Source organism: Brevibacterium ihuae (assembly GCF_900184225.1).
Lineage (GTDB): Bacteria > Actinomycetota > Actinomycetes > Actinomycetales > Brevibacteriaceae > Brevibacterium > Brevibacterium ihuae.
Genome location: NZ_FXWZ01000002.1, coordinates 970102 through 995562 on the forward strand (window position 1 = coordinate 970102; position 25461 = coordinate 995562).

30 protein-coding genes are annotated in these 25461 nt (G+C 71.2%); 17 read left to right on the forward strand and 13 right to left on the reverse strand.

Annotated features, from left to right (window positions below; genetic code table 11):
- Positions 1 to 33: 33 nt before the first annotated feature.
- Genes C1A17_RS04515 through C1A17_RS04525 form a run of 3 tightly spaced genes read left to right on the forward strand, consistent with a single transcriptional unit; the run spans position 34 to position 1780 of the window.
- Positions 34 to 537, forward strand: coding sequence for a GyrI-like domain-containing protein (locus C1A17_RS04515; protein ID WP_101651114.1), 504 nt, complete (start codon positions 34 to 36; stop codon positions 535 to 537).
- 41 nt (positions 538 to 578) lie between these two features.
- Positions 579 to 1400: a MerR family transcriptional regulator gene (locus C1A17_RS04520; RefSeq protein WP_101651116.1), complete on the forward strand. Its 822-nt coding sequence runs from the start codon at positions 579 to 581 to the stop codon at positions 1398 to 1400.
- A gap of 8 nt (positions 1401 to 1408) precedes the next feature.
- Positions 1409 to 1780: a nuclear transport factor 2-like protein gene (locus tag C1A17_RS04525; protein WP_101651118.1), complete on the forward strand. Its 372-nt coding sequence runs from the start codon at positions 1409 to 1411 to the stop codon at positions 1778 to 1780.
- A gap of 10 nt (positions 1781 to 1790) precedes the next feature.
- On the opposite strand, the gene C1A17_RS04530 is transcribed toward C1A17_RS04525, so the two are convergent.
- The 3 genes from C1A17_RS04530 to C1A17_RS04540 are packed head-to-tail and all read right to left on the reverse strand — an operon-like array spanning position 1791 to position 4551.
- On the reverse strand, positions 1791 to 2696 hold the full coding sequence (locus C1A17_RS04530) for a hypothetical protein (RefSeq protein WP_101651120.1): 906 nt from the start codon (positions 2694 to 2696) through the stop codon (positions 1791 to 1793).
- Positions 2693 to 3868 (reverse strand): serine/threonine dehydratase, encoded by a 1176-nt coding sequence (locus tag C1A17_RS04535; protein WP_101651122.1) that lies wholly within the window; start codon positions 3866 to 3868, stop codon positions 2693 to 2695. Before C1A17_RS04535 ends, C1A17_RS04530 begins: the two co-directional genes overlap by 4 nt.
- Positions 3865 to 4551 (reverse strand): alpha/beta fold hydrolase, encoded by a 687-nt coding sequence (locus tag C1A17_RS04540; RefSeq protein ID WP_101651124.1) that lies wholly within the window; start codon positions 4549 to 4551, stop codon positions 3865 to 3867. The genes C1A17_RS04535 and C1A17_RS04540 overlap by 4 nt, the downstream gene beginning before the upstream one ends.
- Before the next feature lie 83 nt (positions 4552 to 4634).
- Between C1A17_RS04540 and C1A17_RS04545 the strand changes: the two genes are divergently transcribed.
- On the forward strand, positions 4635 to 5861 hold the full coding sequence (locus C1A17_RS04545) for a DNA recombination protein RmuC (protein WP_101651126.1): 1227 nt from the start codon (positions 4635 to 4637) through the stop codon (positions 5859 to 5861).
- Here the strand turns inward: C1A17_RS04545 and C1A17_RS04550 are convergent, their stop codons facing one another.
- The 4 genes from C1A17_RS04550 to C1A17_RS14450 are packed head-to-tail and all read right to left on the reverse strand — an operon-like array spanning position 5862 to position 9394.
- Positions 5862 to 7055 carry an EGFR-like transmembrane domain-containing protein gene (locus tag C1A17_RS04550; protein ID WP_101651128.1) on the reverse strand — a complete coding sequence of 398 codons (1194 nt, stop codon included), beginning with the start codon at positions 7053 to 7055 and terminating at the stop codon, positions 5862 to 5864.
- Positions 7016 to 7897 carry a vWA domain-containing protein gene (locus tag C1A17_RS04555; RefSeq protein ID WP_342750299.1) on the reverse strand — a complete coding sequence of 294 codons (882 nt, stop codon included), beginning with the start codon at positions 7895 to 7897 and terminating at the stop codon, positions 7016 to 7018. Before C1A17_RS04555 ends, C1A17_RS04550 begins: the two co-directional genes overlap by 40 nt.
- The gene (locus C1A17_RS04560; protein ID WP_245873429.1) at positions 7780 to 8811 is read right to left on the reverse strand and encodes a glycosyltransferase; all 1032 of its coding nucleotides are present in this window, start codon (positions 8809 to 8811) and stop codon (positions 7780 to 7782) included. The genes C1A17_RS04555 and C1A17_RS04560 overlap by 118 nt, the downstream gene beginning before the upstream one ends.
- On the reverse strand, positions 8798 to 9394 hold the full coding sequence (locus tag C1A17_RS14450) for a glycosyltransferase (protein WP_245873430.1): 597 nt from the start codon (positions 9392 to 9394) through the stop codon (positions 8798 to 8800). The genes C1A17_RS04560 and C1A17_RS14450 overlap by 14 nt, the downstream gene beginning before the upstream one ends.
- A gap of 194 nt (positions 9395 to 9588) precedes the next feature.
- On the opposite strand from C1A17_RS14450, the gene C1A17_RS14455 reads away from it, so the two are divergent.
- Entirely contained in the window at positions 9589 to 10245 is a 657-nt protein-coding gene (locus tag C1A17_RS14455; RefSeq protein WP_245873431.1) for a hypothetical protein, read from the forward strand.
- Between the two features lie 26 nt (positions 10246 to 10271).
- Here C1A17_RS14455 and C1A17_RS04570 read toward each other — a convergent pair whose 3' ends face one another.
- Positions 10272 to 11330, reverse strand: coding sequence for a 4-hydroxy-3-methylbut-2-enyl diphosphate reductase (locus C1A17_RS04570; RefSeq protein WP_180953227.1), 1059 nt, complete (start codon positions 11328 to 11330; stop codon positions 10272 to 10274).
- Positions 11331 to 11463: 133 nt separating this feature from the next.
- On the opposite strand from C1A17_RS04570, the gene xseA reads away from it, so the two are divergent.
- The 4 genes from xseA to C1A17_RS04590 all read left to right on the forward strand — a co-directional run bounded on the left by xseA (position 11464) and on the right by C1A17_RS04590 (position 14243).
- Positions 11464 to 12804 carry an exodeoxyribonuclease VII large subunit gene (gene xseA, locus C1A17_RS04575; RefSeq protein WP_101651134.1) on the forward strand — a complete coding sequence of 447 codons (1341 nt, stop codon included), beginning with the start codon at positions 11464 to 11466 and terminating at the stop codon, positions 12802 to 12804.
- On the forward strand, positions 12794 to 13051 hold the full coding sequence (locus C1A17_RS04580; protein WP_101651136.1) for an exodeoxyribonuclease VII small subunit: 258 nt from the start codon (positions 12794 to 12796) through the stop codon (positions 13049 to 13051). The genes xseA and C1A17_RS04580 overlap by 11 nt, the downstream gene beginning before the upstream one ends.
- Positions 13052 to 13165: 114 nt before the next feature.
- Positions 13166 to 13795: a DJ-1/PfpI family protein gene (locus C1A17_RS04585; protein WP_101651138.1), complete on the forward strand. Its 630-nt coding sequence runs from the start codon at positions 13166 to 13168 to the stop codon at positions 13793 to 13795.
- On the forward strand, positions 13776 to 14243 hold the full coding sequence (locus tag C1A17_RS04590; RefSeq protein ID WP_101651140.1) for a MarR family winged helix-turn-helix transcriptional regulator: 468 nt from the start codon (positions 13776 to 13778) through the stop codon (positions 14241 to 14243). Before C1A17_RS04585 ends, C1A17_RS04590 begins: the two co-directional genes overlap by 20 nt.
- A gap of 6 nt (positions 14244 to 14249) precedes the next feature.
- Here C1A17_RS04590 and C1A17_RS04595 read toward each other — a convergent pair whose 3' ends face one another.
- Positions 14250 to 14822 carry a DUF4245 domain-containing protein gene (locus tag C1A17_RS04595; protein ID WP_146000578.1) on the reverse strand — a complete coding sequence of 191 codons (573 nt, stop codon included), beginning with the start codon at positions 14820 to 14822 and terminating at the stop codon, positions 14250 to 14252.
- Positions 14823 to 14971: 149 nt separating this feature from the next.
- On the opposite strand from C1A17_RS04595, the gene glpX reads away from it, so the two are divergent.
- From glpX to C1A17_RS04620, 5 genes are all read left to right on the forward strand, one after another.
- A complete protein-coding gene (gene glpX / locus C1A17_RS04600; RefSeq protein ID WP_101651144.1) occupies positions 14972 to 16114 on the forward strand; it encodes a class II fructose-bisphosphatase in 1143 nt (380 codons plus the stop codon).
- Between the two features lie 43 nt (positions 16115 to 16157).
- Positions 16158 to 16760 (forward strand): carbonic anhydrase, encoded by a 603-nt coding sequence (locus C1A17_RS04605; protein ID WP_245873486.1) that lies wholly within the window; start codon positions 16158 to 16160, stop codon positions 16758 to 16760.
- Positions 16761 to 16839: 79 nt separating this feature from the next.
- Positions 16840 to 18243, forward strand: a complete 1404-nt coding sequence (locus C1A17_RS04610) for a class II fumarate hydratase (RefSeq protein WP_101651148.1) — start codon at positions 16840 to 16842, stop codon at positions 18241 to 18243.
- 129 nt (positions 18244 to 18372) lie between these two features.
- A complete protein-coding gene (locus C1A17_RS04615; protein WP_101651150.1) occupies positions 18373 to 19128 on the forward strand; it encodes a class I SAM-dependent methyltransferase in 756 nt (251 codons plus the stop codon).
- Between the two features lie 6 nt (positions 19129 to 19134).
- Positions 19135 to 19653, forward strand: a complete 519-nt coding sequence (locus tag C1A17_RS04620; protein ID WP_101651152.1) for a heme-binding beta-barrel domain-containing protein — start codon at positions 19135 to 19137, stop codon at positions 19651 to 19653.
- Positions 19654 to 19664: 11 nt separating this feature from the next.
- Here the strand turns inward: C1A17_RS04620 and phoH2 are convergent, their stop codons facing one another.
- Together phoH2 and uppS are read right to left on the reverse strand one after the other, a co-directional pair.
- Entirely contained in the window at positions 19665 to 20969 is a 1305-nt protein-coding gene (gene phoH2, locus C1A17_RS04625; protein WP_101651154.1) for an RNA 5'-3' helicase PhoH2, read from the reverse strand.
- A gap of 204 nt (positions 20970 to 21173) precedes the next feature.
- Positions 21174 to 21962, reverse strand: coding sequence for a polyprenyl diphosphate synthase (gene uppS / locus C1A17_RS04630; RefSeq protein ID WP_101651157.1), 789 nt, complete (start codon positions 21960 to 21962; stop codon positions 21174 to 21176).
- A gap of 25 nt (positions 21963 to 21987) precedes the next feature.
- On the opposite strand from uppS, the gene trhA reads away from it, so the two are divergent.
- The gene (gene trhA, locus C1A17_RS04635; RefSeq protein WP_245873432.1) at positions 21988 to 22824 is read left to right on the forward strand and encodes a PAQR family membrane homeostasis protein TrhA; all 837 of its coding nucleotides are present in this window, start codon (positions 21988 to 21990) and stop codon (positions 22822 to 22824) included.
- A 23-nt stretch (positions 22825 to 22847) separates the two neighbouring features.
- Here trhA and C1A17_RS14145 read toward each other — a convergent pair whose 3' ends face one another.
- On the reverse strand, positions 22848 to 23225 hold the full coding sequence (locus tag C1A17_RS14145) for a hypothetical protein (protein WP_180953211.1): 378 nt from the start codon (positions 23223 to 23225) through the stop codon (positions 22848 to 22850).
- Positions 23222 to 24205: a mycothiol conjugate amidase Mca gene (mca, locus tag C1A17_RS04645; protein WP_101651159.1), complete on the reverse strand. Its 984-nt coding sequence runs from the start codon at positions 24203 to 24205 to the stop codon at positions 23222 to 23224. The genes C1A17_RS14145 and mca overlap by 4 nt, the downstream gene beginning before the upstream one ends.
- Positions 24206 to 24336: 131 nt before the next feature.
- On the opposite strand from mca, the gene C1A17_RS04650 reads away from it, so the two are divergent.
- Both C1A17_RS04650 and greA read left to right on the forward strand, forming a co-directional pair.
- A complete protein-coding gene (locus tag C1A17_RS04650; RefSeq protein WP_101651162.1) occupies positions 24337 to 24765 on the forward strand; it encodes a DUF4307 domain-containing protein in 429 nt (142 codons plus the stop codon).
- A 117-nt stretch (positions 24766 to 24882) separates the two neighbouring features.
- A complete protein-coding gene (gene greA, locus C1A17_RS04655) occupies positions 24883 to 25380 on the forward strand; it encodes a transcription elongation factor GreA (RefSeq protein ID WP_101651164.1) in 498 nt (165 codons plus the stop codon).
- Positions 25381 to 25461 lie beyond the last annotated feature (81 nt).

Below are 25461 nucleotides of genomic sequence, written 5' to 3' on the forward strand. Positions count from 1 at the left end.
CCACCGGCAATACGGAAAGAGGACGTGATCTGAATGGCACTCAACATCGCAGCCGAAGAGCGGCAGACGGTTCATTACATCGGCGTTCCCCTCAGCGCCCGATTCTCGGAGTTCGGCGCGCCTGGTGGGCCGAACGAAGCGATCCCGCGGATCTATCAGTGGCTGGGCGAGCACCAGGTTGCGCCACTTGGCGGGCCTCTCTACGTCTACCGTCACATCGGAAGCAGTGATGACACGGTTGATCTCACCGTCGCGGTGCCGATCGCTGGACCGGTCAAGCCGACAGACGGTCTCGTTCTCGGTGCTCTCCCGGCAGGAACCTACGTCGTCGGCCGTCATGTCGGCGCGCCCGATGCCATTCCGGCGGCACACAGCGAGGTCAAGAAATGGGCCGAGGCCAACGGGCATCACCTCGACGTCCTCGAAGACGACAACGGTGGACTGTGGACCGGCCATGCCGAGCACTTCCTCACCGATCCCGCAGAGGAGCCGGACCCCTCCAAGTGGGTCACCCATCTGCTGTTCAAGACCGTCTAAGCGCGCAGAGCCCTCGATAGACTGGAGTACTGAGGAGGGGCATGGCCGATCTGATGACGATTGGAGAGTTCGCGGCCGCAACATGGCTGTCGCCGAAGGCGCTCCGGCTCTACGACCGGAACGGCCTTCTCTCGCCCGATGCGGTCGATCCGTTCAACGGCTATCGGAAGTACAGCCACTCTCAGATCGAAGTCGCTCGTCTCGTCACCATGCTCCGGCGCATCGACATGCCTCTTGACCAGATCAGGGAGCTGTTGGGACTGCCTGAAGACGAAAGATCAGCCTTCGTGACGCGTTATCGGGAAACCGAAGCGGACCGGCACGCGCGTCGCCAATCCCTGGCTCGCTTCATCGAGCACGCGGTCGCAGAGGGCTCGTTAGACGGAGACGGCCAGCCTGGATCCTCCCGGTTTGAGGTGTCGCTGCGAACCGTTCCAGACTGCGCGGTTCTGACGTCGACCCGGCACACGTCCGCCCGCGAGCTGCCGGACGTCATTCGCTCCAACGCAGCGAAACTCCTGCAACTCGCGGACGGACGCGGCGGTGCAAGCGGTGGGCCCGTCGTGATCTACCACGGCCAAGTCGGCTGGGAGTCCGACGGGCCCATCGAGGTCTGTGTGCCGCTCCGCGACGCGACGCACGCTCACCGAGTGGAACCCGAGCATTTGCAGCTGTTCACGCGCGTCGTTTCTGAGGATGTGCAGTTCCCCAGGATTCTCGCGGCGTTCGAAGCGGTCCAGATGCGTGCTCGTCAACTCGGTTTCGCCCATGCGGGTCCGCCGCGAGAAATCTACACGCCAGATAGCCAAGAGTCGGTGCCGCGATGTGAGGTTGCATTGCCGGTCACCACAAATGAAGGATAGTTGAGCATATGAAAATCGTCCTTCCCACGGACTGCGGCAATGCGCCGAGAACCTCCATTGTCGGAGAGTTCGTCACCAACTGGGCGAAGAGCGACGTCGAGGCCATGACAGCATGGTTGACCGACGATGTCACCTGGACAGTCGTCGGGCGAGAGACCGCCAGTGACGTTGAGCCAGCCGACTTCGGGTGCCCGGGCAGCATGCCCAACTACCTCGAAGTCAATACGATCATCACGCACGGACGACTCGCTTCTTGTGATGGCTTCGTGGATTCTGACTCAGGTCGGATGCACTTCAGCCACGTGTTCAAGTTCGCGAGCACGTCGAAGGCTGCCAAGATTAGGGCGGCCCGAACCTACCTCACCGATCTTTCTTACTGAGGTCCTGCGTCTACTTCCGCCAGCGGGGCCACGTCGGCATCCCTCGGCCCTTCCAGGTCTCCACGAGGCCGGCGGCCCAGCGGATGGACGCGAAGAGCCCGTAGCCGGCCCCGGCGAGGCCCACGGAGACCACGAGCCAGCGCCCGATGGCGAGCCATACGCTCCCGTCCACGGCGAGCGCCCACTGAGCGCCCGTGATGATCCCGGAGATGCCCATCCAGAGCCCGCCGACGACGACGAGCACCGGCAGGAGTGCGAGGCACATCGCCGCGACGGCGCTCCAGAGCTGGCGCGCCTCGACCTTCGCCGTGGCGGCGATGATCCGCTCGGCGCGCTCGTTCGAGGCGTCGAGGTTCGCGGTCATCGTGGCCGAGGCCTCCCCGTAGACCTGTTCGACGGCCTTCTGCACGCGCTCCTCGGTGCGCTTCTCGATCCGCTGTACGGCACCGCCGACCCTGCTCACGAGAGCTCGGTTCTCATCGGCCTGCGCCTTGATGAGCTTCTCAATCGCCGATGCCGTGGCCGCGTGGTTCCTCTGCGCCTCCGTGATCAAGCTCTGCGAGGCGGCGTTCAGCTTCTTCCCGTTGAGACTCTGCGCGAACTCGCCGAGCGTGCTCGCGATCTCGTTCTGCCTGCTCTCGATACTCGCGATCCTCGCGGACACGTCGCTGGAGGGCGAGGAGGTCGACGCCGGGGCCGTGATCCGCTCCAGCCGCCTCGTCGTCTCCTCGTCCATGACCTTCACGAACCCCGCGAGCTTCTTCTGCAGCTCGGCCAGCCGGTCGAGCCTCGCGTTCTGCGCCTCGACGGCGGTGAGGATCGAGGTCAACAGGTCCATCGTCTCCGGACTGCCGAGCTGCTGCCGCTGCTCGTCCTGCGCGTTCTGCTGCTTCAGCCTGTCGAGTGCTGCGCTCATGGTCCTGCTTCTTCTGCTGCTGGTGGTAGTCGAAGAACGCCTGCGCGCCCTCCGGGGTGAAGTCCGCCGAGAGGGCGCTCGTGCGCTTGCGGCGCTCGGCACGCCCGGACTCGCCGCGGCGGTCCTCGATGTAGAGCGTCCAGGTCTCCTGACCGGCGCGCCTGCCCTTCTTGCTGACCGTGGAGTGCAGACGCATCCGCGGCACCGGCGCGCCGTTCTCGTCGCGGCGGGGCACCCGCTTCCCGGTCTCGTCCTCGACCGTGTTCTGGTCGTCGATCACCGCTTCGAGACCGGCCTTGTCCGAGGATGCCGGCGAGCGCCGTGCCCGCCGCGTGCTCGACGGCGAGGCGGTACTCGTCCCACAGGTGCTGCCGCGCGCGGACGATCGCGTCGTCGGGAACGAGCACGGACACCACATCGCCCGACTCGGCGAGGCGCAGCGCGGCCTCGGACACGCGGCGCGCTCCGAGCGAGTCCGCCGCCACCGAATCCGGGGTGACGTCGACCGGGCGCCCCGCCTCGACGGCGGCGGCGAGCGCGCAGCAGTTCTCCGGCTCGACGGCCACCGTGCGGATCCCGAGGTGCCCCGCCGCCGTCGCGACGCCAGCGAACAGTCCGCCTCCTCCCACCGCGACGACGACGGTGTCGAGATCGGGCACCTGCTCGTGCAGCTCGACCATGACCGTGCCGGCGCCGGCCGCGATGAGCGGATGGTCGTACGCGTGCGATGACAGCGCGCCCGTCTGCGCGGCGAACTCCGCGCACGCGACCTGCGCCTCGGCGTACTCGACCCCGACCTGCCGGACGTCCGCGCCGTAGCCGCGCAGCCGCTCGACCTTGACCGCGGGCGCCGTGGTGGGGAGGAACACCGTCGCGTGGATCCCCTGTTCCCGGGCCGCCCACGCGCACGCCAGCCCCGCGTTGCCGCCCGAGGCGATCGTCACCCCGGCCGCGGGCAGCGTCCCGGCGTCCTCATGGGCCCGGATGAAGTTCTGTGCTCCCCGGGCCTTGAAGCTCCCGGAGTGCTGGAGGTGTTCGAGCGCGAGGACGATCCTGCACGTCCCGCCGTCGTCGGTGGGCAGGCCGTCCGCCCCGGCGACGGCGAGCCTCCGCACGGACGGGGCGATCCTCGCGCGCGCGGCCGTGACATCGGCGAAGAGCAGTCCGGTCATCGTGCAGTCACCGTGCGCTCGGCATCGAGCGACGACCAGAACGCCGCGAGCTCGGCCGCGAACTCCGCCGGCATGTCGGTGTTCAGCTCGTGCCCGCCGCCGATGAGCACCCGCAGCCGCGCCCCGGGGATCCCGGCTGCCAGCGCCCGCGCCGCCGGCAGGTTCGGCCGGTCGCGCGAACCGCACAGCACGAGGGTGGGGACGGTGACGTGGGCGAGGTCGCCGCGGAAGTCAGCGTGCGACGCGGCGTCGAGCGCGGAGAGGAACCGGTCGCGGGTCATCCCCTCCGGGACGGCGAACCGCTCCGGCAGGACGCGGAGGATCGCCGACTGCAGCGCCATGAGCGCGCGGGGCGGGTGCACCTGCCCGCCCGACAGCACGAGGGAGGCGACCCGGTCCGGATGATCGACGGCGACGCGCAGCGCGACCATCGCGCCGAGCGACAGCCCGCACACATGGGCACGGTCGATCCCGTCGCGGTCGAGTCCCGCGATGACGTCCTCGGCCGCACGTGCGAACGTCAGCGGCGCCGGGTCCACCGCCGGTTCCGGCACGTCGCTCAGCCCGAGGATCGGGGGCGCGGTGCCGCGGTAGCCCGGCGGAAGATCGGCGAGCACGCGCCGCCAGGAAGCAGGGCCCGCACCGACCCCGTGGAGGAACACGACCTGCTCGCTCTGCGCCATGCCCACCAGTGTAGGCAGGACTCACCTGTTCCCACGGGCGTGCTCCCCGACCCCGTGTCCGTGCCTCGTGGGACGCTCGCGGCATGAACCTCACCGCGCTCCTCATCACCGCAGTCCTCTTCCTCCTCGTCGGTGCCGCGCTCGGATGGCTCGTCGGCGCCGCGCGCACCCGCAGCGGCTACGTCGCCCGGCTCGCCGAGGCGCAGACCGCCGAGCGCCTGCTCAGCGAGCGCACCGCCGCGCTTGAGGCCGACGCCCGGCTCGCGACCGAGCTCACCTCCGCCGTCGGGCCGCTCGCCGCCGGCGTCAGGAGCCTCCACACCGAGGTCGGGCGGCACGATCGTGAGCGGATCGAGCAGATCACCCGACTGAGCACGCAGATCGCCGCCCTCACCGAACAGAACCGGCGTCTGCAGGAATCCACCGGGCGGCTGTCGACCGCGCTCCATTCGACGGCGGCCCGCGGGACGTGGGGAGAGGTCCAGCTCCGGCGGATCGTCGAATACTCCGGCATGCTCCCCCACGTCGACTTCGACACCCAGGTGACCGTGAACCGCGCCGGCGCGGGTGCGCGCGGCTCCCGACCGGACCTCGTCGTGCGCATCCCGGGCGGCGGCACAATCGTCGTCGACGCCAAGACCCCGCTCGCCGCCCGGCTGCGGTCCGGGGACGATGCGACGGCACAGAATGCGGGCGAAACCGCGACCGCAGAGGCACGGAGTCCCGGCGACGACCACGCCCGAGCGCTCCTCCGCCACGTCGACCAGCTCGCCTCGAAGGAGTACTGGGCGCTGTTCGACACCGCGCCGGAGTTCGTCGTGTGCTTCGTGCCCACCGACGGACTGCTCTCCGAGGCCGCGGCCGCCTACCCGCAGCTCGTCGACCGGGCGCTCGCGAAGAACGTCGTGCTCGCCTCGCCGTCCACCCTGCTCGTCCTCCTCAAGACCGTCGCACTCAACTGGCGCCAGCACGAGATCAGCACCTCGGCGCAAGAGGTCCTGCGGCTGGGCCGCGAACTCTACGAGCGGACGGGGCTGCTCGGCGACCGCCTCACCCGGCTGGGTTCGAGCCTCGAGCGGGCCGTGGCCGAGTACAACGGGTTCATCGGCTCCTTCGAGTCCCGGTTCCTCGTCACCGCACGGAAGTTCCCGGCGACCGGGGTCGTGCACGACGAACTCGCCGCACTCGACGAGCTCGATGGGCAGACACGCGGGATCAGTGCGGCCGAGCTCGCCTCTCCCCCGGAGCTCCGCGCCGGCCCGACCCCCTCCGGGTGGGGAGAGGGCCGGGCCGGATCGCAGAGCGCATGATCACGGTCGAGGCGGCTGCGGAGATTGCGGATCCGAGCCGCGATCATTCCGCTTCCGCCGGCGCAGCACCAGGACGATCGCGACGGCGGCGAGCGTGAGGACGAGGAGGACCCCGATCCCGATGACGATCATCAGCGGCGAGAAGGCGAACCCGATCGCAGAGTCATCACCGTCGCCGGCCCCGGCACCGTCGTCGCCGGTCTCACCGGCGCCCGCGGCGCCCTCGGCGTCGATCGGCTCGCCCACGGTGTCCCAGCTCAGGGTGAAGGCGCCCTCGACCCCTTCGAGCTCGGGGCTGTCGACCGACATGCCCACCGCCACGTAGTAGAAGCCGGCCACTCCGGCACTGCCCGGGCCGTCGGCACCGAGCCCGCCCTCGGCACCGTTGCGCGGGTTCACCGGGTAGGCGGAATTCATCGCGAGGACGGTGCCGACGCTCGCCGTCGAATACGCCCGGCCGTTCTCGCCGGCGACGAACTCCCCGTCGAAGTCCGCCGCGCCGTCCTCGCCGGGCCGCACCGATTCGACCTCGGCACGGTTGGGGTTGAGCAGCCACATCTGCGGCATGGCGCGCTCGAACGAACCCTCCTCCGGCTCCGGCAGAGTGACGTCGGCCCGCAGCCGCACCTGCTCGCCGTAGGCCACCGGGATCCGGTAGAACTGGACCTCGCCCGCGAGGATCGGGGCGTGGACCGTCGGCTCGGTGAGCTCGGGAGCGGTGCTGAACGAGGTGCCGCCGGGCATCGGGGTCCCGGCGTTCGCCGCCCCACCCTGGCCCCCGGACCCGCCTGCAGGTGCCGCGAGGAAGTCGTGCTGGACGGGCGCGGATGCCGGCTCGGGGAACGTCGACTCGTCGAGAGCCGGCTGGACGACGACACCGAGCTCGAGCGGATAGGCCGTCGCCGCGGTGTCCGCCGACCCGCCGGTGCGCGACACCGACACGAGGAGCTCGCCCGCCCCGTCGAGGCACGAGGCCTGCGCGTTGTCCGGACCGAGGACGCCGGAATCGGCGACGACGGAAGGCGGCACATCCCCGGAGTTCTGCGAGCTCGCCACCGAGTTCGCGAAGACCGAGCAGAACTCGTCATCGGCGCGCTCGATCCTCACGGTGAGCCCGTCGAAATCCGTCGAGCTCTGCGTGCTGCGCTGCGGGATCATCGTCCCGCTGACGAGCGCCCGCTCGCCGTCGCCCACCGCGATCCGGTACCAGCGGGAGTGCCGGTCTCTCCGGACGCTCCCCCGCCCTCCGGCAGCGAGTCGAGGTACTGGCCGGGCGCCACATCGACGGCCGTCTCCCTCGACTCACCGCCGGACACCGGCGTGCCCACGGTGTCGTACCCGGTGAGCGCGGCCCGGGTCGCCGCCTGCATCGCGCCCTCGATGCTCGTCGTGTCCGAGGCGTCCGCGTAGGTGCCGCTCGTCGCCTCGGCGATGCACTGGAGCTCGTCGCGCGCCTCGTCGTCGACCCGCAGGCCGATGGTGTGGATCTGCAGATCGATCCCCTCGCCCGCGAGGTCCTCGGCGACCTCGCACGCCGGCGGGGGCGCGCACGTGTCGATGCCGTCGGACAGCAGGACGATCCCGCCCTTCGCGCCGTCGGGCAGCGCATCCGCCGCCTGCTCCAGAGCTGCGCCGATCGGGGTGTACCCCGACGCGGTAATCCCATCGATCTGCTCGTGAAGCGCCTCCCGGTCCACCGGGCCGACCGGATTGAGCAGGGTGATGTCCCGGCACCCCTCGGTCTTCTCCGCATCCGTGCTGCCGGTCTTCGTGCCGTACTCCATGAGTCCGAGCTGTGCGCCGGCGGGAAGCGCGTCGACGACCGTGCGCGCCGCCTCCTTGGCCGCGTCCATCCGAGTCGTGCCGGAGTCGTCGACATCGGCCGCGGCCATCGAGCCGGAGCCGTCGATGACCATCATCACCGGCGCCTGTGCACCCCGGTCGGAGGGCTGCGCGCCGGCCACCGGCGGGGCGGAGGGGTCCGCGGTGTCCTGCGCCGCCGCGGGCACGAGGCCGGTGAGCACGACGGCGAGCATGCTGGTGAGCAGCACGACGAGGAGGGCGTGCGGGCGCCGAGGAGCGTGATCGTGTCGGTGAGCCCGGCCGCGTCGACGGCGGCGCGGACGGCGTCGAACAGCTCGCCGTCCCCGGCGATCCGCGCCTCCACGGCGACCCCGTCGGCGACGAGGCGGCCGACGGCCTCGACGAGATCGAAGAAGCCCTTCTTCTCCACCATCCGGCCCACCGCGGCGATGCGCAGCGGGCGCTCGGCGGACACGGGCTCCGGATCGGTGTAGGGGAAGCGGTCGAGCTCGAGCCCGTTGTAGACGAGGTGTATGCGGTCGGCGGACTCCGGGTAGCTCCGCCGCAGGTGCTCGAGGTTGTACTCGGAGATCGTGACGATGTGGTGGGCGCGGGCGACGGTGAGGCCGAGCCGGGCGGCGTCGACGGAGTCGTGGAACAGGTCCTTCGCGTGGGTCGTCACCGAGTACTCGATCCCCGCGAGGGCTGCTGCGATCTCGGCGGTGCGTCCGGCGAGCGAGCCGAAGTGGGCATGGAGATGGGTGATGCCGCGCTTGGCGGCCGAGCACGCGAGCTCGATCGCCTGGTGGGCGTCGGCGGCGTCGTAGCCGGCGAGTTCCGGGAGCAGCGCGGCGTAGCGCTCGGCGAACCCGGGGATCGCCGCGGTCGCACGGGCGTACACCTGCCAGGCGTCGGCGAGCTTGTACGGCTTCGACACGAAGTGCACGGGCGCCTGGACCCGTGCGATCTCCGGGTGGAACCGGGTGTCGGTGGTGGGGCGGAGCGCGAAGATCTCGAGGTCCTCCCCGGCGTCCTCGCGGGCGAGGATCTCGGTGACGATGAACGTCTCGGAGAAGCGCGGGTAGACCTTGACGACGTAGGCGGTGCGGCGCTCGGAGGCCGGTCGGACGGTTTCAGCCTGCAGCATTGACGACTCCTGAGATCGGTTCGAGCGCGGTGGCTCCGGCGGCGGCCGCCATGACGACGGGGGCGGCGAGGGCCGCGGCGGCCGGACGGCCGCGGACCGCGGTGGCGTCCCGCCGCGGTGGGCGGGTGGTGCGCTCGGCGCGGTCGGTGCGCCAGGCGAGGGTCTGGGCGAGCTCGACGACGTGGTCGAGACCGGCGAGATCGAGTGCGGCCCGGGCGGCCGTCTGGCGTTCGGCCTTCTTCCCGGTGGCGGCGGCTGCGGCGAGCCACTCCCCGATCGCCTCGGGGGTCGCCTCCGCCGGGTCGAGCATGTCGAGGGCGCCGGCCCGGGCGAGGCCGCGGGCGCGGATGAGCTGTTCGGCGCGCGGGAGCGTGCGCGGGACGACGAGCGCGGGGGTGTCGGTCGACAGGGTCTCCGCGATGGTGTTGTAGCCGCCCATGGTGATCGCGGCCTCGGCCCCGACGACATACGCCAGGCCGTCGGACACCTTCGCGGTGACCTTGGTCGCGGGTCCGGCCGCCGCCTCGACCTCGGCGCGCATCGCGGCAGGCATCCGGGGGCCGGTGACGACGAGGTGCTGCATGCCGTCGGGCACCGGGGCGGCGGCCGCGGCGAGGGCGACCTTCCCGCCGTCGGACCCCCACCGAGCATGGTGACGACGAAGGCACGGCGGGCGGCCGGCGACCGGCCGGTGGTCTTCCGGCCCTCGGCGAGCAGACCGGTGTGGTCGACCATGTCGGCGAATGCGGCCGGCAGCTCACCGGTGGCGAGCGGGTCATGCACCGCGCGATCGCCGTACACCCAGATCCGGTCGAAGAGCTCCGCGACCCGGTCGACGCCGACCTTCTCCCATTCGGCGCGGGCGACCTCGGGGTCGTCGAGCACCTCGCGCAGGCCGAGCACGAAGGTGACCTCCGGCTTGACGGCCCGGAGCGCGCGGAGCGGCTCGACGAGCTCGCCGTCCACCCCGAACGCGTGGCGGTCGACGATGACGATGTGGGGGCGGAAGGAATCGAGGGCACCGCCGATGACCGCGGAGCGGATGTCGAAGAGCCGGTTCGAGCGGACCGCGAGGGTGCGCGGCTCGTACCGGCCCTCGCCCTTGCGGATCCCGGGCACGACGACCCAGTCGAACCCCTCGGGGCACCGGTAGGAGGTGGCGGTCCGCTCCCCGGTGATGAGGAGGCCGGACACGGTGCGGCCGGTGAGCCCGGGCAGGGAGTCGGCGAGCGCCTGGGCGATCGCGAGGTTGCGACGCGCGTGCCCCAGTCCCAGGGAGTCGTGGGAATAGAGCGCGACCCGCAGCTCCTGCGGGCTGTCTGCTGCATTCATGGCGTTCCCTCACGTTTCGGTCCGGAGACGGGCTCCGGCGGTCGGACCTTGACGTGGAACACGGTATGGACCGTCGATGAAACGCAGATGATATGCGGATGAGAACCTTCTCATCCGGGGCGGGCGGGTCAGCGCAGCTCGTGCTCCCGGTCCGCCCTGCCCTTCTTGTTCGAGGTCTCCTGCCCGGCGGCCTTGAGGTCCTTCCGCAGCTCGCGCGGCAGGGAGAACATCAGGTCCTCCTCCGCGGTGCGGACCTCCTCGACGGCGGCGAATCCGTAGTCGGCGAGGAGCCGGAGCAGGTCCTGGACGAGGGTCTCGGGCACGCTCGCTCCGCTCGTCACCCCGACGGTCGCGACGTCGTGGAACCACGACTCGTCGACCTCGCGGGCGAAGTCGACGCGGTACGCGGCCTTCGCCCCGTGCTCGAGCGCGACCTCGACGAGCCGCACCGAGTTCGAAGAGTTCGCCGAGCCGACGACGAGCACGAGGTCGGCGTCGGGAGCGACCTTCTTCACTGCGACCTGGCGGTTCTGGGTGGCGTAGCAGATGTCGTCGCTCGGCGGGTCCTGGAGCGCGGGGAACCGCTCGCGGAGGATATTCACCGTCTCCATCGTCTCGTCGACGCTCAGCGTGGTCTGCGAGATCCAGACGAGCCTGTCCGGGTCGTCCACGGTGACCGTGCGCGCCTCGGCGGGGTTCTGCACGAGGGTGATGTGGTCCGGGGCCTCGCCCATCGTGCCCTCGACCTCCTCGTGCCCGGCGTGGCCGACGAGGAGGATCGAGTAGCCGTCGCGCGCGAAGCGCACCGCCTCGCGGTGGACCTTGGTGACGAGCGGGCAGGTCGCGTCGATCGTCGACAGGCCGAGCTCCGCGGCCTCGCGGTGGACCTGCGGGGACACGCCGTGGGCGGAGAACACGACTCGCTCGCCGGCGGGCACATCGGACGTCTCGTCGACGAAGATCGCGCCGCGGGCCGACAGGGTGTCGACGACATGGCGGTTGTGGACGATCTCCTTGCGGACGTACACCGGGGCGCCGTAGTGGTCGAGCGCGCGCTCGACGGCGATGACCGCGCGGTCCACGCCGGCGCAGTAGCCGCGCGGAGCGGCGAGGAGCACCTTCTTCTCCGCCCCCTCGGGGGACCGGATCTCGGACGGGTCCAGCCGCTTGCGCGGCATGGCGGGCACGGGAACAGTCACGGTAGAAGTCACCCGATCAGTCTAGGGAAGGAACCTGAGCGCCTCCACCGAGCACGCGGTCCCGCCCGTGTCCGCGCCGGCCACTAGACTCGGTCCGGACACCGAAGGGAGGGCGGCGATCATGGCGCAGAGGATCTCGGGCACCCCGGGGACGCTGGGGGCGCAGCCCGCCGCGGAGCGCGCGCGGACCGCGGCGGAGACCACCCCGGACAACCCTTGGCCGCTCAGCCTGCTCAGCCGCAACATCAAGGCCTACATCGACCGGATGTCCGCGGTGTGGATCGAGGGGCAGGTCATCGAGCTCAACCGGCGCGGCAAGGCGAGCTATCTCACGCTGCGCGACGTCGACGAGGAGATGTCCCTGCCGGTGCAGGTGTGGAACTCCGTGCTCGACCGGATCGACGCCCCGCTGTTCGAGGGTGCCCGGGTGGTCGTCAACGTCAAGGCCGACTTCTGGCTCAAGGCCGGTCGGCTGTCCATGCGGGCCAACGACATCCGGCCCGTCGGGCTCGGCGAGCTCCTCGCCCGCTTGGAGAAGCTCCGTCGCCAGCTCGGCGCGGAGGGCCTGTTCGCCCCCGAGCTCAAGCGGCGGCTGCCGTTCCTGCCGAACCGGATCGGGCTCATCACCGGTCGGAACTCCGACGCGGAGAAGGACGTCATGCGCAATGCCGCGCTGCGCTGGCCGGCCGTCGAGTTCGAGGTCCGGAACGTCGCCGTGCAGGGCCCCGATGCCGTCCCGCAGGTGCGCGCCGCCCTCGCGGAGCTCGACGCCCTGCCGGAGGTCGACGTCATCGTCATCGCCCGCGGCGGGGGCAGCCTCGAGGACCTCCTCCCGTTCTCCAACGAGTCCCTCGTCCGTGCGGTCGCCGGCGCGAGCACTCCCGTGGTGTCCGCGATCGGCCACGAGGCGGACCGTCCGATCCTCGACGAGGTCGCCGACCTCCGCGCCTCCACCCCGACGGACGCCGCGAAGCGGATCGTGCCGGACATCCACGAGGAGCGGATGGGTCTGCTCCAGGCGCGCGCCTCGCTCGACGGGGCGCTCGAGCGCCTCCTCCATCGGGAGTCCGAGGCGCTCGCCGCGGTCCGCTCCCGGCCCGTGCTCGCCCAGCCCGAATCGATGATCACCATCCGCGCCCGGGACGTCGACGCGCTCCGCGCCCGCGCCTGGCAGTCCGGGAATGCGGCGGTGGTCCATGGCTCCGCGCAGATCGAGCACCTGCGCGCCCAGGTCCGTGCCCTCTCGCCGCGCAATACACTCGCCCGCGGCTACGCGGTGGTGCAGTCCGCGGACGGCACCGCCCTGCGGTCCTCCGCCGAGGTCGCCGCGGGCCAGGACGTCGATGTCCGGCTCGCGAGCGGAGGCTTCTCCGCCCGCGTCACCGACATCCATCCCGAACCCGTCCGCCACCGGGCGGCCGACCCCGCACCCCCGCACGAGGAGACCGCGCATGACCGATAGCCCGCACACCCCCGACACCCCGGCACCGGACGACGGCGTCGCCGCGCTGAGCTACGAGGAGGCGCGCGCCGAACTCGTCGACACGGTCACCCGGCTCGAGGCAGGGAATCTGCCGCTCGAGGAATCGCTGCGTCTGTGGGAGCGCGGCGAGGCGCTCGCCGACCGGTGCCAGGCGTGGCTCGACGGCGCCCGCGAGAAGCTCGAGACCGCGAAGGCCGCGCGCGAGTCCGCCGACGCCGAGGGCTGATCTGCACCGCGCGTGCGGCACGAGGCATGCTTCCACCCCATTGACAGTCTGCTGTCATTGTGACAGTATCCTGTCGTTCGAGGAACACCTCCTCGACCAGCGGAAGGAACCGCTATGACCACGACGATCGCCGTCTACGCCACCGACACCATGGCCGACTGGGAGTACGCCTACCTCACCGCCGAGGCGGCGCGCGCCGTCCAGCTCCGGCCCGACCACATCGCAGTCCGCTTCGTCGGCGACGGCACGGAGTCCGTCCGCTCGCTCGGCGGGATGACGGTGGAGCCGAGCCTCGACCTCGCCGAGCTCACCGCCCTCCCCGAGCTCGCAGCCCTCGTGATCCCCGGCGGCGACACCTACTTCACCGGGCACGAGCGCCTGCTCGTGACCGTCTCCGCACTTCTCGAGAGGGACATCCCGGTGGCCGCGATCTGCGGGGCCACGTTCCTCCTCGCCCGCGGCGGCCACCTCGACGAGCGCGCGCACACCTCGAACGCCCCGGAGTTCCTCGCATACAGCGGCTACGGCGGCGGGGAGCACTACGTCGCGGCACCGGTGGTCACCGATCGCGGCGTGACGACGGCCACCGGGCTCCGACCGATCGAGTTCACCGCGGAGGTCATGCGGCTCACCGACCTCTACCCGAAGGACCTCGCCGATACCTGGGAGCGGCTGAACCACACCGCTGACCCGGCCGACTACCGGGCCCTCATGGAGGCCACCGATGCCTTCGCGCAGTCCTGAGGGCGATGCGCTCACCGCGCTCGTCCTGCCGGCCTTCGAGCTCAACGGCGAGTTCCTCGCCGCGGCGGAGATGATCACCGCCCCGCGGGAGCTCACCCCCGCGCTGTGGCAGGTGCTCGGCGCCACCCTCGACGCGCCGCTGCCGGTCGCGGAGATCGCCCGCAGGGTGGGTCTCGGACTGGCGCGGCAGAGCGTGCAGCGGGTGGCGAATGTGCTCGTCGAGCGGGACTGGGCGGAATGGCAGGACAACCCGAGCCATCAGCGTGCCAAGCTCCTGGCACCCACGGCCGCCGGTCGACGCGCGGTCGCGGCGATGGCGGCAGAGCAGCACGCGTGGGCGGATGCGGTCGGAGCGGCGCTCGGCACCGAGGACCTCGACCGGCTCCGCTCACTCATCGAGCGGGTGATCACGGCCTCGCGCGACTACCGCCGGGCGCAGGACGGGTGAGGCCGGTCAGGCGCCCGCGATGATCTCGGCGGCGAAATGGTCGTAGGTCTCCCAGGCCGCGGTCCCCTTGAGGACGACGGTGGTGTCGCCCACCGGTCCGACGAGCGCCTGCTCGCCGCGGGAGTTCTCGTAGGCGGTGAACGTCTGCCCGGAGACCTCGCGGGTGCCGACCTCGGCGAGCTCGTCGGTCACCATCGACCGCACCCAGTTCTCGTTCCCCCGGGACTGCCGCAGGGACATCCACTCGCGCTCGGGTCCGACCCACGACACGTACCACGTGTCGACGGCGGGGGTCCCCATGGGCTCGAAGTTCACCTCGTTGCTCACCCAGCCCTCGGGCAGCTCGGGCACCGCGAGGGGGAAGTCGGAGGAGGTCTGCGCCGATTCCGCCATCCCGACGTAGTCGACCTCGCGCTCGAGCTCGTTCGCCGGCTCCGGCACGAAGGCGAAGGCGACGAGGACCGCGGCGAGGCACACGCCGAGCGCGATCGCCATATTCACCCAGTTGGAGGACATGCGGATCTGCCGCATCTCCTCGCGCGAACCCGGCTGCACCGGGGCTGCCCCTCTGTCGTCCACCCGGCCATTGTGCCGTGTGCGCGCCGCCCGGCCAAACCGGTCCGGGCCCCGGGCGTGCGGCCGGAGTCCGACCGTGCGGGAGTCCCGCCGGCGTCGGTGCGCGCGAGACCCGCTGGTTGCCGGACCTGGGCGAGTGGCACAATGACACTATGAGTGAGACGACGCCGTCAGAGAACCCGTCCGAGACCACCGACGCCCCGAAGGCGCACCACGGCGGAGGTCGGGCAGAGACCCCGCCCGTCGCGGTGACCGACACCTGGACGCAGAAGCTCCGGGGCGACGAGAGCGGGCCCGACCGCAACCTCGCCCTCGAGCTCGTCCGCGTCACCGAGGCCGCCGCGATCGCCGCCGCCCCGTGGGTGGGACGCGGGGACAAGCTCGCCGCCGACGGCGCCGCCGTGGCCGCGATGCGCAACGTCATCTCCACCGTCCGGATGGACGGCACCGTCGTCATCGGCGAGGGCGAGAAGGACGAGGCGCCCATGCTCTTCAACGGCGAGGCCGTGGGCGACCGCCAGGGACCCAAGTGCGACGTCGCCGTCGACCCGATCGACGGCACCACGCTCACCGCCAAGGGCATGCCGAACGCGATCTCCGTCATGGCGGTGAGCGAGGGCGGCGCGATGTACGATCCGTCGGCCGTCTTCTACATGGAGAAGCTCGTCACCGGACCCGAGGCGGCCGACGCCGTCGACCTCCGCCTCCCCGTCGCGGAGAACATCCGCCGGGTGGCGAAGGCCAAGGGCAAGCGCACCGACATGTCCTCGGTCACCGTCGTCATCCTCGACCGACCGCGCCACGCCGAGCTCATCGACGAGGTCCGGCAGGCCGGCGCCCGCATCCGCCTCATCAGCGACGGCGACGTCGCCGGTGCGATCGCGGCCTGCCGTCCCGGAACCGGCATCGACATGCTCATGGGCATCGGCGGCACCCCGGAGGGCATCATCACCGCCTGCGCGATCAACGCCCTGGGCGGAGTGATCCAGGGCCGCCTGTGGCCGCAGTCGGACGAGGAGCGCACCAACGCCGAGCGCGCCGGCCTCGAGCTCGGCGCGGTGCTCAACATCGACGATCTCGTCACCGGCGACAACACGTACTTCGTCGCCACCGGCATCACCGAGGGCGACCTCCTCGAAGGCGTCCGGTACGAAGGTCAGCGCGTGCTCACCCACTCGCTCGTCATGCGCTCGAAGTCGGGCACGGTGCGCAACGTCTACGCCGAGCACCAGCTCGAGAAGACCGCGTCCTATGTCGAGGCGGCCGAGGAGGCAGCACGCCGTGGCCTCGTCTGAGCTGCAGCGTCCGAGCACCCCCTCGGAGGTCTACCGGACCCTCATGGAGGGCAACGACCGCTTCGTCAACGGGACGCCCGCCCATCCGAACCAGGACGCCTCCCGGCGGCAGGCGCTCACCGCGGCGCAGGCGCCCTTCGCCACCCTGTTCGGCTGCGCGGACTCCCGGGTCGCCGCAGAGATGATCTTCGATGTCGGGCTCGGCGAGATGTTCGTCGTCCGGACCGCCGGCCAGGTCGCGGACTCGGTGACGATCGGCAGCCTCGAGTACGGCGTCGAAGTGCTCGGCACCCCCCTGCTCGTCGTCCTCGGCCACGACAGCTGCGGGGCGATCACCGCCGCGCTCGACTCCTTCGAGACCGGTGCGATGCCCGAGGGCTTCATCTCCGATGTCGTGTCCAAGCTGCTGCCCTCGGTCGTGCGGGCGAAGGGCGCCGAGCGCGGCGACGTGCAGGGCACCGTCGTGCAGAACACCATCGACACCGTGCGCCGGCTCCCCCAGCGCTCGGCGATCCTGCGCACCGCCGTCGAGGACGGCCGCCTCGTCATCGCCGGCCTGACCTACCGCCTGGCCGACGGCAGGGTCAACCTCGTCGCGAAGCTCGACGCGAGCGGCGTCACCGAGACCCCGGACGCCGATTCCTGAGACCTCCCCGTCCCCCGGACGGCACATCCGCAGCGGACCGGCCCCGGCCGCACCCACCCCAGCAAGGAGCTGACACGCAATGACCGAAGAATTCCGCATCGAGCACGACACCATGGGCGAGGTCAAGGTCCCCGCCCAGGCCCTCTACCGGGCGCAGACGCAGCGCGCCGTCGAGAACTTCCCGATCTCCGGTTCGACCCTCGAGAGCGCCCACATCGCGGCCCTCGCCCAGGTGAAGAAGGCCGCCGCCCGCGCCAACGAGGAGCTCGGGGTCCTCGACGCCGAGCGCTCGCAGGCCATCCAGACCGCCGCGGACGCGGTCATCGCGGGCGAGCACGACGGCGAGTTCCCCATCGACGTGTTCCAGACCGGGTCGGGCACCTCGTCGAACATGAACACCAACGAGGTCCTCGCCACGCTCGCCACCCGCGCCCTCGAGGGCACCGGCACCGAGGTCCACCCCAACGACCACGTCAACGCCTCACAGTCCTCGAACGACGTGTTTCCCACCTCGGTCCACGTCGCCGTGACCTCGGCGCTGGTCCACGACCTCACCCCGGCGATGGCCCACCTCGCGGAATCGCTCGAGAAGAAGGCCGCGGAGTTCGAGAACATCGTCAAGTCCGGCCGCACCCACCTCATGGACGCCACCCCGGTGACCCTGGGCCAGGAGTTCGGCGGCTACGCCGCCCAGGTCCGCTACGGCATCGAGCGCATCGAGGCCTCCCTGCCCCGCGTCGCCGAGGTCCCCCAGGGCGGCACCGCGGTGGGCACCGGCATCAACACCCCGGCCGGCTTCTCCTCGCGCGTCGTCGAGCTCCTCGCCGAGCAGACCGGGCTGCCGATCACCGAGGCCCGCAACCACTTCGAGGCGCAGGCCAACCGCGACGGCCTCGTCGAGGTCTCCGGCCAGCTCCGCACGATCGCGTACAGCTACATGAAGATCAACAACGACCTGCGCTGGATGGGCTCGGGCCCGAACACCGGTCTGGGCGAGCTCCACATTCCCGACCTCCAGCCCGGCTCCTCGATCATGCCCGGCAAGGTCAACCCGGTGATCTGCGAGGCCGCGATCCAGGCCGCCGCCCAGGTCATCGGCAACGACACCACCGTGGCCCTGTCCTCGACGAACGGCGCCTTCGAGCTCAACGTCGGGATCCCGGTGATGGCGAAGAACCTCCTCGAGTCGATCCGCCTCATCGCGAACGTCTCGCGCGTCATGGCCGACAAGATGATCGACGGGCTCACCGCCAACGAGGAGCGCTGCCGCTTCCTCGCCGAGGCCTCACCCTCGATCGTCACCCCGCTCAACAAGGTCATCGGTTACGAGGCGGCGGCGAAGATCGCCAAGCACGCGGTGGCGAACAAGATGACCGTCAAGGAGGCGACGATCGCCCTCGGCTTCGTCGAGGACGGCTCGATCACCGAGGCCGACCTCGACAAGGCGCTCGACGTCACCACGATGATCGGCGACTACCGCTAGAACCCGGCGGGCGGCTCCGTCCGCCCTGCAGCACCGGCCGTCCTGCCGCGTCCCTCCGGGGTCGCGGCGGGGCGGCCGCTGTCGTCCGCGGGCACGACGCCCGGCCCCTCGACCCCAGGAGGACCCACCATGACCGCCCTCGCCGACCGCCTGCGCCGCGCCCATTCCCGGGCGACGATGGTGGGCTGGGACTTCTCCCGCCTCGACGGCCGGCTCAGCGCCGACGATCCGCCGTGGGACTTCGAGGCCGACTGCCTGAGCGCGCTGCGGACCGCGCGGACGGCCGCCGACCTCGGCACCGGGGGCGGTGAGCGCCTGCTCGCGCTCCTCGCCCGGATGCCGCAGGAGGACAGGGGCACGATCGCGGCGACCGAGGGGTGGGCGCCCAACCTGCCCGTCGCCCGGCGTGCCCTCGCTCCGGCGGGCATCGAGGTGCTCCCCTACGACTCCGAGGCCGGCGACGCCCTGCCGTTCGCCCCCGCCGCGCTCGACCTCGTCATGGCCCGGCACGAGTCCTTCGACCCGGTCGAGGTCGCCCAGAGCCTCTGCCCGGGCGGCAGGCTGCTCACCCAGCAGGTCGACGGCACCGAGGCCGGTGAGCTCCGGGAGTGGTTCGGTGGCGAGCCGCAGCACCCCGAGGTCACGCTCGATCGGATGACGCACGACCTCACCGCGGCCGGGCTGCGCATCGAGGTCGGCGAGGAATGGACGGGCACGATGGTGTTCTCCGGAGCCGAGGCGCTCGTCGAGTACCTCGGCCTCGTCCCGTGGGACGTGCCGGGATTCGACGTCGACGACCATCTCCCGATGCTCGCCCGGCTCGATGCCGGCGGCTCCATCGCGGTGACGCAGAAGCGGTTCCGGGTGACGGCCGTCCGCCTATGATGAGGCATGAGCATCCACCCCGACCTCGCACCCCTCGCCCGGCTCGTCGGGACCTGGCGCGGCACCGGCAGCGGTGAGTACCCGACGATCGAGCCCTTCTCCTACACGGAGGAGCTCGTCCTCACCGACATCGGCAAGCCGTTCCTCGAGTACCGGCAGCGCACCCGCGCCGCCGACGGCCGACCGCTCCACACCGAGACGGGTTACCTCCGCGCACCCGCACCGGGCCGCATCGAGCTCGTCCTCGCCCAGCCCATGGGTCAGACCGAGCTCGCGGAGGGGACGGTCACCTGCGGGCAGCGGGACGACGAGTCGCCGGCGACCGCTCCCGGAGCGGAACCGGACATCGAGATCCGCCTACGGTCCCGAGTGGTGAACTCCGCGAGCGCGAAGCACGTGGAGTCGACCGAGCGGATCTACCGGCTCGTCGGCGACACCCTCATCGCCGAGTTCGCCATGGCCGCGGTGGGACTCCCCCTCACCCACCACCTCTCCTCCGAGCTCCGCCGCGTCGCCGAGGACTGAGCGCGGCCCGTTCAGTGGAGGTCGTACTCCTCGAGCACGCTCGTGACGAGGGCGGCGATCGCGGAGCGCTCGGACCGGGTGAGCGTGATGTGGGCGAACAGCGCGTGCCCCTTGAGCTTCTCGATGACCGCGGCGACGCCGTCGTGCCGGCTCACCCGGAGATTGTCGCGCTGGGCGACGTCGTGGGTGAGGACGACCCGTGAGTTCTGGCCGAGGCGCGAGAGCACGGTGAGGAGCACGTTCCGCTCGAGCGACTGCGCCTCGTCGACGATGACGTAGGCGTCGTGGAGCGAGCGGCCGCGGATGTGCGTGAGCGGCAGCACCTCGAGCAGCCCGCGGTGGACGACCTCGTCGATGACGTTCTTCGACACGAGCGCCCCGAGCGTGTCGAACACCGCCTCCGCCCACGGGTTCATCTTCTCCCCCTCGGAGCCGGGCAGGTACCCGAGATTCTGCCCGCCCACCGCATAGAGCGGCCGGAACACCATGATCTTCTGCTGCGTGCGGTCCTCGAGCACCGCCTGCAGGCCGGCCATGAGCGCGAGCGCGGATTTGCCGGTGCCGGCGCGGCCGCCGAGCGACACGATGCCGAGGTCCTGGTCGGTGAGGAGATCGATCGCGATCCGCTGCTCGGCCGAGCGACCGTGGACGCCGAACACGTCCCGGTCCCCGCGCACGAGCCTGATACGGTTCGGACCCACCACACGGCCCAGTCCGGACCCGCGCGGGGAGCTGAGCACGAGGCCGGTGTTGACGACCTCGCCGAAGACCGCCGCGGTCTCGAGGTGACCGGTGTCGAACAGCTCCTTCATCTCCGCCTCGTCGAGCGCCGCCTCGGACAGGCCGGTGAAGCCGGAGTCGACGGCGAGCTCGGCGAGGTACTCCTCGGCGCGGAGCCCGAGCGCCGAGGCCTTGACGCGCATCGGGACGTCCTTGGTGACGACGGTGACGGAATCGCCCTCGGCCTGGAGGTTCCGCGCGACGGCGAGGATCCGGGTGTCGTTCTCCCGCCGGTCGAAGGCCACGGGCATGGCGGTCGCGTCGACGTGGTTGAGCTCGACGCGCAGCGTCCCGCCCTCCTCGCCCACCGGCACCGGCTCGTCGAGCCGTCCGAACTCCTGGCGGAGCTCGTCGAGCAGGTTGAGGGCCTTCCGGGCCGCGTAGCCGAGCTCCGGGTGGTCGCGCTTGCCCTCGAGCTCGCTGACGACGATGAGCGGGATCACCACCTCGTGCTCGGCGAAGCGGTACACCGCGTTCGGATCCGAGAGCAGGACCGAGGTGTCGAGGACATAGGTGGTGCGGTTCGTTGCGGCCATCGCGGGCTCCCCTGTGCAGCGGCTGCCGAGGTGCCCAGTGCTCCGTCCTTCCCCGACGAGGTGTTCACCCCGGGTTGGTGTCGGCCAACTGCTCCCAAACTACCCGCGCGCGGGCGCAGGGCCCGGCGCCATGCCGCAGCGGCGGGTGACATCCCGGTGAATCGCCGCTGAATCGCACGCCGCGAGCCGCGGCGGACGTCCGCGTCAGCGGCCGTAGCGGCGGTTGCGCTGCCCGTAGGCGCGCACGGCGCGGAGGAAGTCGGTGCGCCGGAAGTCGGGCCAGTAGGCCTCGCAGAAGTAGAACTCGGAGTACGCGCTCTGCCACATGAGGAAGCCCGAGAGGCGCTGCTCGCCGGAGGTCCGGATGATGAGGTCCGGATCCGGCTGGCCCTTCGTGTAGAGGTGCTCGGCGATGCACGCCTCGTCGAGGTCCTCGAGCGCCCCGTCGATCGTCGCCCCGGCCGCGCGCTCGTCCTCGAGCCAGCTCCGCACCGCGTCGACGACCTCCTGGCGTCCCCCGTACCCGACGGCGATGTTGACGGTGAGCCGCTTCTTCGTCGGTTCGCCGGAGGCGGAGCGCTGCTGGGCGCCGAGGAGCTGCGAGCGCAGCGGTTCGGGGATCATCCGGAGGTCGCCGACGAGCTGCACCGAGGCGGTCTCCCGGTCCGCGATGTCGGAGGCCATGCGGGCGATGATGTCGGTGAGGACTGCGACCTCCGCGGCCGGACGGTCGAGATTCTCCTTCGAGAGCACGTAGAGCGTGACGACCTCGACGCCGATCTCCTCGCACCAGTCGAGCAGGTCGAGGATCCGGCCGGCCCCCATCCGGTGGCCGTGCGCGGTGCTCGCCCCGAACTCCTTCGCCCAGCGCCGATTGCCGTCGGTGATGACGCCGACGTGGCGGGGCACCGGCTCGCCCGGCCCGAGGTTGCGCACGATGCGGCGGTCGTACAGGCGGTAGAGGCCCGACCGGAGGGTTCCGAGGATGCGCATGCCCCTCAGACTACCGGGCCGGCGCATGCCGATCACCCTCGCAGCCGATAGACTCACCGGCATGGAATCCGCCGCGCTCAGCCCGCCCGAGAACCGCCCCGACGCGGCGGCCGTGACCGGCGCGCGCGCAGCGGAGACGGCGGATGCCCGACCCGCGAGCACGTTCTACGGGAGTCGGCGCGGCCGGGCGCTCCGGCTCGAGCTCAGCCGGCTCGCCGGACAGATCCGACCCTCGTGGCGCGGCTGGATCCACACCGGGGCGTTCCCGCTCGCGGTGATCGGCGGCCTCGCACTCATCATCCTCTCGCCCACGATCGCCTCGCGGCTCGCCGCGGCGGTCTTCACCCTCACCGGCATGATGCTCTTCGGGACCTCGGCGGTCTACCACCGCGGTCGCTGGCGGATGCGGGTGCGCCTCCTGCTCCGTCGCCTCGACCACGCGAACATCTTCCTCATCATCGCCGGCACCTACACGCCGCTCGCGGTGCTCATGCTCGAGCCGCTCGGGACGACGATCCTCCTCAGCATCATGTGGACCGGTGCGATCCTCGGGGTGATCTTCCGCATCGTGTGGACCACGGCGCCGCGCTGGCTGTTCGTCCCGGTGTACGTGGGGATCGGCGTGACCGGGGTCGGCTACGTCCCCGGGATCTGGCAGGCGAACCTCGCCGTCGCGATCCTCGTCATCGTGGGCGGCGCGCTCTACATCGCGGGTGCGGTGATCTACGGCATCAAGCGCCCCGACCCAGCGCCCCGCGTGTTCGGCTACCACGAGATCTTCCACACCCTCACGGTGCTCGGCTTCGGCTGCCATCTCGCGGCGCTCCTCGTCGCGGCGGTGTCGATGAGCCCGGAGCTCTGAGCGGTCGACCCCGTCCTCGCGGCTCAGCGCTCCTGGGGGTCTCCCCCGGTGTCCGGCTCGCCGCCGGTCCGCGGCGCGGTTCCGTCGGGGCTCGGCGCCTCCGTCCGCCCGTCCGCCCCGGGATCGATCGCCCCGCCCCGGCCGTCGTGCCCGTGATTGAGGGGCTGGTTCTCCTCACCTGCCCGGCGCATGGGGATGGGATACCGGTCGACCGCGCGGTCCCGCGCGCGCACCCGGCGCACCCGGCGCAGGGCGTCGCGGACGAGGAGCACCACGGCGACGGCGATGAAGAGCGTGACGAGGAAGCCGATGGTGCCCGGGGTGACGAGCACCGGATCCGGGTACTCGATCTCCTCGGTGGGCGCCGGTGACTGCGCCAGCAGGCTGAGCACTGCGGTCATCGTCCGTCCTCCCCGAGGTCGCCGGCCCGGTCCGCCGTCGCGGCCACCTGCCGCCCATGGTCATCGGTGACCCCGGCGAACAGATCGGTCTCGACGAAGTCCTTCGTGTCGTCGAGCGGCGGGCGCCCGGTGCGGTCGAGCGCGAGCTCGAACTCCTCGGACGTCCAGTACTTCTTCGACGCCTCGCGGGCGCCGGTGAAGAAGCCGCCGTTCGGGTCGATCTGAGTCGCATGGGCGAGCAGCGCGCGATCGCGCCGGTCGAAGTGCTCCCGGCACTCGATGCGCGTCGACAGCCAGGTGCGGCGCGTGTCGGCCCGCTCCCGGTAGCGCTCGAGCATCTCGCCGAACGGCGACTCGATGCCGTCGGCGAGCATCCGCTCGTGGATGATGAGCCACTTCGTCGGCGACAGGTCCTGGTTGTAGTACACCTTCTGCACCTGCCACGGAGCGCCGAGCTCCGGATTGTCCTCCGGGTGGGCGGCGGATTCGACGGCCGCCATCGTCACCTCGTGCGTCTTGATGTGGTCCGGGTGCGGGTATCCGCCGAGCTCGTCGTAGGTCGTCACGACGTGCGGCCGGAATCCGCGGATGAGGTGGACGAGCGGCCGAGCGGCGACGGCGGTGGGGGTGCGGTAGAAGCACCCGTGCGGGGTCTCGACGGCGGGGTCGCCCTCGGGCAGGCCCGAGTCGACGAAGCCGATCCAGCGGTGCTCGGCACCGAGCTCCGCTGCGGCCCTGGCCATCTCGTCGCGGCGCAGGCCCGCGATGTCGCGGGCGGCCTGCGGGCTCTGGAGCAGCGCGGGGTTGAGGATGTCGCCGGCCTCGCCGCCGGTCATCGTCGCGATCATCACCCGCGCCCCGAGACTCGTGTAGAGCGCGGTCGTCGCGGCGCCCTTCGAGGACTCGTCGTCCGGATGCGCGTGCACCGCGAGCAGACGCAGGCCGTGATAGGGCGCGGACTCCGGGGACGGGTGGTTCATGAGCGGGAGGACCTCTCGACGGTGGGACGGCCGGACCCGCCGCTGCGGGCGGGCGGAACGGTCGGCCGACGATTCGACTACTCTAGGTTAGTGCGCCGGACGGACCCGAGACGAATCGAGAACGACACCAGATGAGCACGGCACAGGCCTCCCTTGCCGACAGGTACGGCACCTCCGGACGTCGCGCGCCGCGCACTCCGCGCCGCCGTCGCGCCTCGGTGATCGCCGCGGCGGCCGGCATCGGCGTCCTCGTGGTCCTCGCCGGCTGGTACGCCTTCTCCCCGAGCGACTCGCCCGTCGACCCGACGACGATCTCCTACGACGTCGTCGACTCGACCCTCACCACCGCGCACGTCTCCGTGGTCCCGGATGAGGAGCGGACGATCGAGTGCATCGTGCAGGCGACGAACGAGCAGGAGGCGATCGTCGGCTTCCGCGAGGTCACCGTCGCTCCCGACCCGGCCGCCGACGACGCGCGACCGGTCGAGCTCCGTCTCGACATCGCCACCACCCAGCTCGCGGCGAGCGGACATGTGGATTCCTGCTGGTTCCTCGACTAGACTGGTCCTTCACAGTTGCGATCTGCTCCCGGAAGCCCACCGGCCTCCGGGAGTTCTCATTGCAGTTCAGTTCTCATTGCAGTTCGGCCGCAGCCCGCGGCCGGGATTAGGAGTGACATGACCGAGGACATCACGGGCGAGGAGACCTGGCTCAGCCAGGAGGCCTTCGATCGCCTGACCAAGGAGCTCGAGCACCTCAAGGGGCCCGGTCGTGTCGAGATCGCCGAACGCATCGAGGCGGCGCGCGACGAGGGCGACCTCAAGGAGAACGGCGGCTACCACGCCGCCCGCGAGGAGCAGGGCAAGCAGGAGGCCCGCATCCGCCAGCTCGAGCACCTCCTCGCCCATGCGCAGGTCGGCGCCGCCGACACCGACACCACCGTCGTCTCGCCGGGCAAAGTCATCACCGTCGACGCCGGCGGCCGGGAGCTCACCTTCCTCCTCGGCTCGCGCGAGATCGTCGACGAGGACGAGACGATGAACGTCGTCTCCGAGCAGTCGCCGCTCGGCGCGGCCGTCAACGGCAAGAAGGTCGACGACTCCGCCTCCTACGAGGCCCCCAACGGCCGGACCATCTCCGTCACCGTGAAGAAGATCGAGGCATTCTCCGGCTGATCCGACACCGCGCCGGCCGGCGGACACCGCCGGAGGATCGAGCGGCCCGGGGCATTGTGCCCCGGGCCGCTCGCGCGTGTG

Coding starts and splice junctions, on each gene's coding strand:
- greA (WP_101651164.1), top strand. CDS start 24,883: ATGACCGAGGACATCACGGGCGAGGAGACCTGGCTCAGCCAGGAGGCC.
- C1A17_RS04590 (WP_101651140.1), top strand. CDS start 13,776: ATGCCTTCGCGCAGTCCTGAGGGCGATGCGCTCACCGCGCTCGTCCTG.
- C1A17_RS04525 (WP_101651118.1), top strand. CDS start 1,409: ATGAAAATCGTCCTTCCCACGGACTGCGGCAATGCGCCGAGAACCTCC.
- C1A17_RS04620 (WP_101651152.1), top strand. CDS start 19,135: ATGAGCATCCACCCCGACCTCGCACCCCTCGCCCGGCTCGTCGGGACC.
- C1A17_RS14450 (WP_245873430.1), bottom strand. CDS start 9,394: ATGCAGCACCTCGTCGTCACCGGCCCCCGGATGCCTGCCGCGATGCGC.
- C1A17_RS04615 (WP_101651150.1), top strand. CDS start 18,373: ATGACCGCCCTCGCCGACCGCCTGCGCCGCGCCCATTCCCGGGCGACG.
- C1A17_RS04585 (WP_101651138.1), top strand. CDS start 13,166: ATGACCACGACGATCGCCGTCTACGCCACCGACACCATGGCCGACTGG.
- C1A17_RS04610 (WP_101651148.1), top strand. CDS start 16,840: ATGACCGAAGAATTCCGCATCGAGCACGACACCATGGGCGAGGTCAAG.
- uppS (WP_101651157.1), bottom strand. CDS start 21,962: ATGCGCATCCTCGGAACCCTCCGGTCGGGCCTCTACCGCCTGTACGAC.
- C1A17_RS04530 (WP_101651120.1), bottom strand. CDS start 2,696: ATGAGCGCAGCACTCGACAGGCTGAAGCAGCAGAACGCGCAGGACGAG.
- C1A17_RS14455 (WP_245873431.1), top strand. CDS start 9,589: ATGCACCGCGCGATCGCCGTACACCCAGATCCGGTCGAAGAGCTCCGC.
- glpX (WP_101651144.1), top strand. CDS start 14,972: ATGAGTGAGACGACGCCGTCAGAGAACCCGTCCGAGACCACCGACGCC.
- C1A17_RS04515 (WP_101651114.1), top strand. CDS start 34: ATGGCACTCAACATCGCAGCCGAAGAGCGGCAGACGGTTCATTACATC.
- C1A17_RS04560 (WP_245873429.1), bottom strand. CDS start 8,811: ATGCTGCAGGCTGAAACCGTCCGACCGGCCTCCGAGCGCCGCACCGCC.
- C1A17_RS04555 (WP_342750299.1), bottom strand. CDS start 7,897: ATGCTCGCCGTCGTGCTCACCGGCCTCGTGCCCGCGGCGGCGCAGGAC.
- C1A17_RS04520 (WP_101651116.1), top strand. CDS start 579: ATGGCCGATCTGATGACGATTGGAGAGTTCGCGGCCGCAACATGGCTG.
- phoH2 (WP_101651154.1), bottom strand. CDS start 20,969: ATGGCCGCAACGAACCGCACCACCTATGTCCTCGACACCTCGGTCCTG.
- mca (WP_101651159.1), bottom strand. CDS start 24,205: ATGAACCACCCGTCCCCGGAGTCCGCGCCCTATCACGGCCTGCGTCTG.
- trhA (WP_245873432.1), top strand. CDS start 21,988: ATGCCGATCACCCTCGCAGCCGATAGACTCACCGGCATGGAATCCGCC.
- C1A17_RS04540 (WP_101651124.1), bottom strand. CDS start 4,551: ATGGCGCAGAGCGAGCAGGTCGTGTTCCTCCACGGGGTCGGTGCGGGC.
- C1A17_RS04545 (WP_101651126.1), top strand. CDS start 4,635: ATGAACCTCACCGCGCTCCTCATCACCGCAGTCCTCTTCCTCCTCGTC.
- C1A17_RS04650 (WP_101651162.1), top strand. CDS start 24,337: ATGAGCACGGCACAGGCCTCCCTTGCCGACAGGTACGGCACCTCCGGA.
- C1A17_RS04605 (WP_245873486.1), top strand. CDS start 16,158: ATGGAGGGCAACGACCGCTTCGTCAACGGGACGCCCGCCCATCCGAAC.
- C1A17_RS14145 (WP_180953211.1), bottom strand. CDS start 23,225: ATGACCGCAGTGCTCAGCCTGCTGGCGCAGTCACCGGCGCCCACCGAG.
- C1A17_RS04535 (WP_101651122.1), bottom strand. CDS start 3,868: ATGACCGGACTGCTCTTCGCCGATGTCACGGCCGCGCGCGCGAGGATC.
- xseA (WP_101651134.1), top strand. CDS start 11,464: ATGGCGCAGAGGATCTCGGGCACCCCGGGGACGCTGGGGGCGCAGCCC.
- C1A17_RS04580 (WP_101651136.1), top strand. CDS start 12,794: ATGACCGATAGCCCGCACACCCCCGACACCCCGGCACCGGACGACGGC.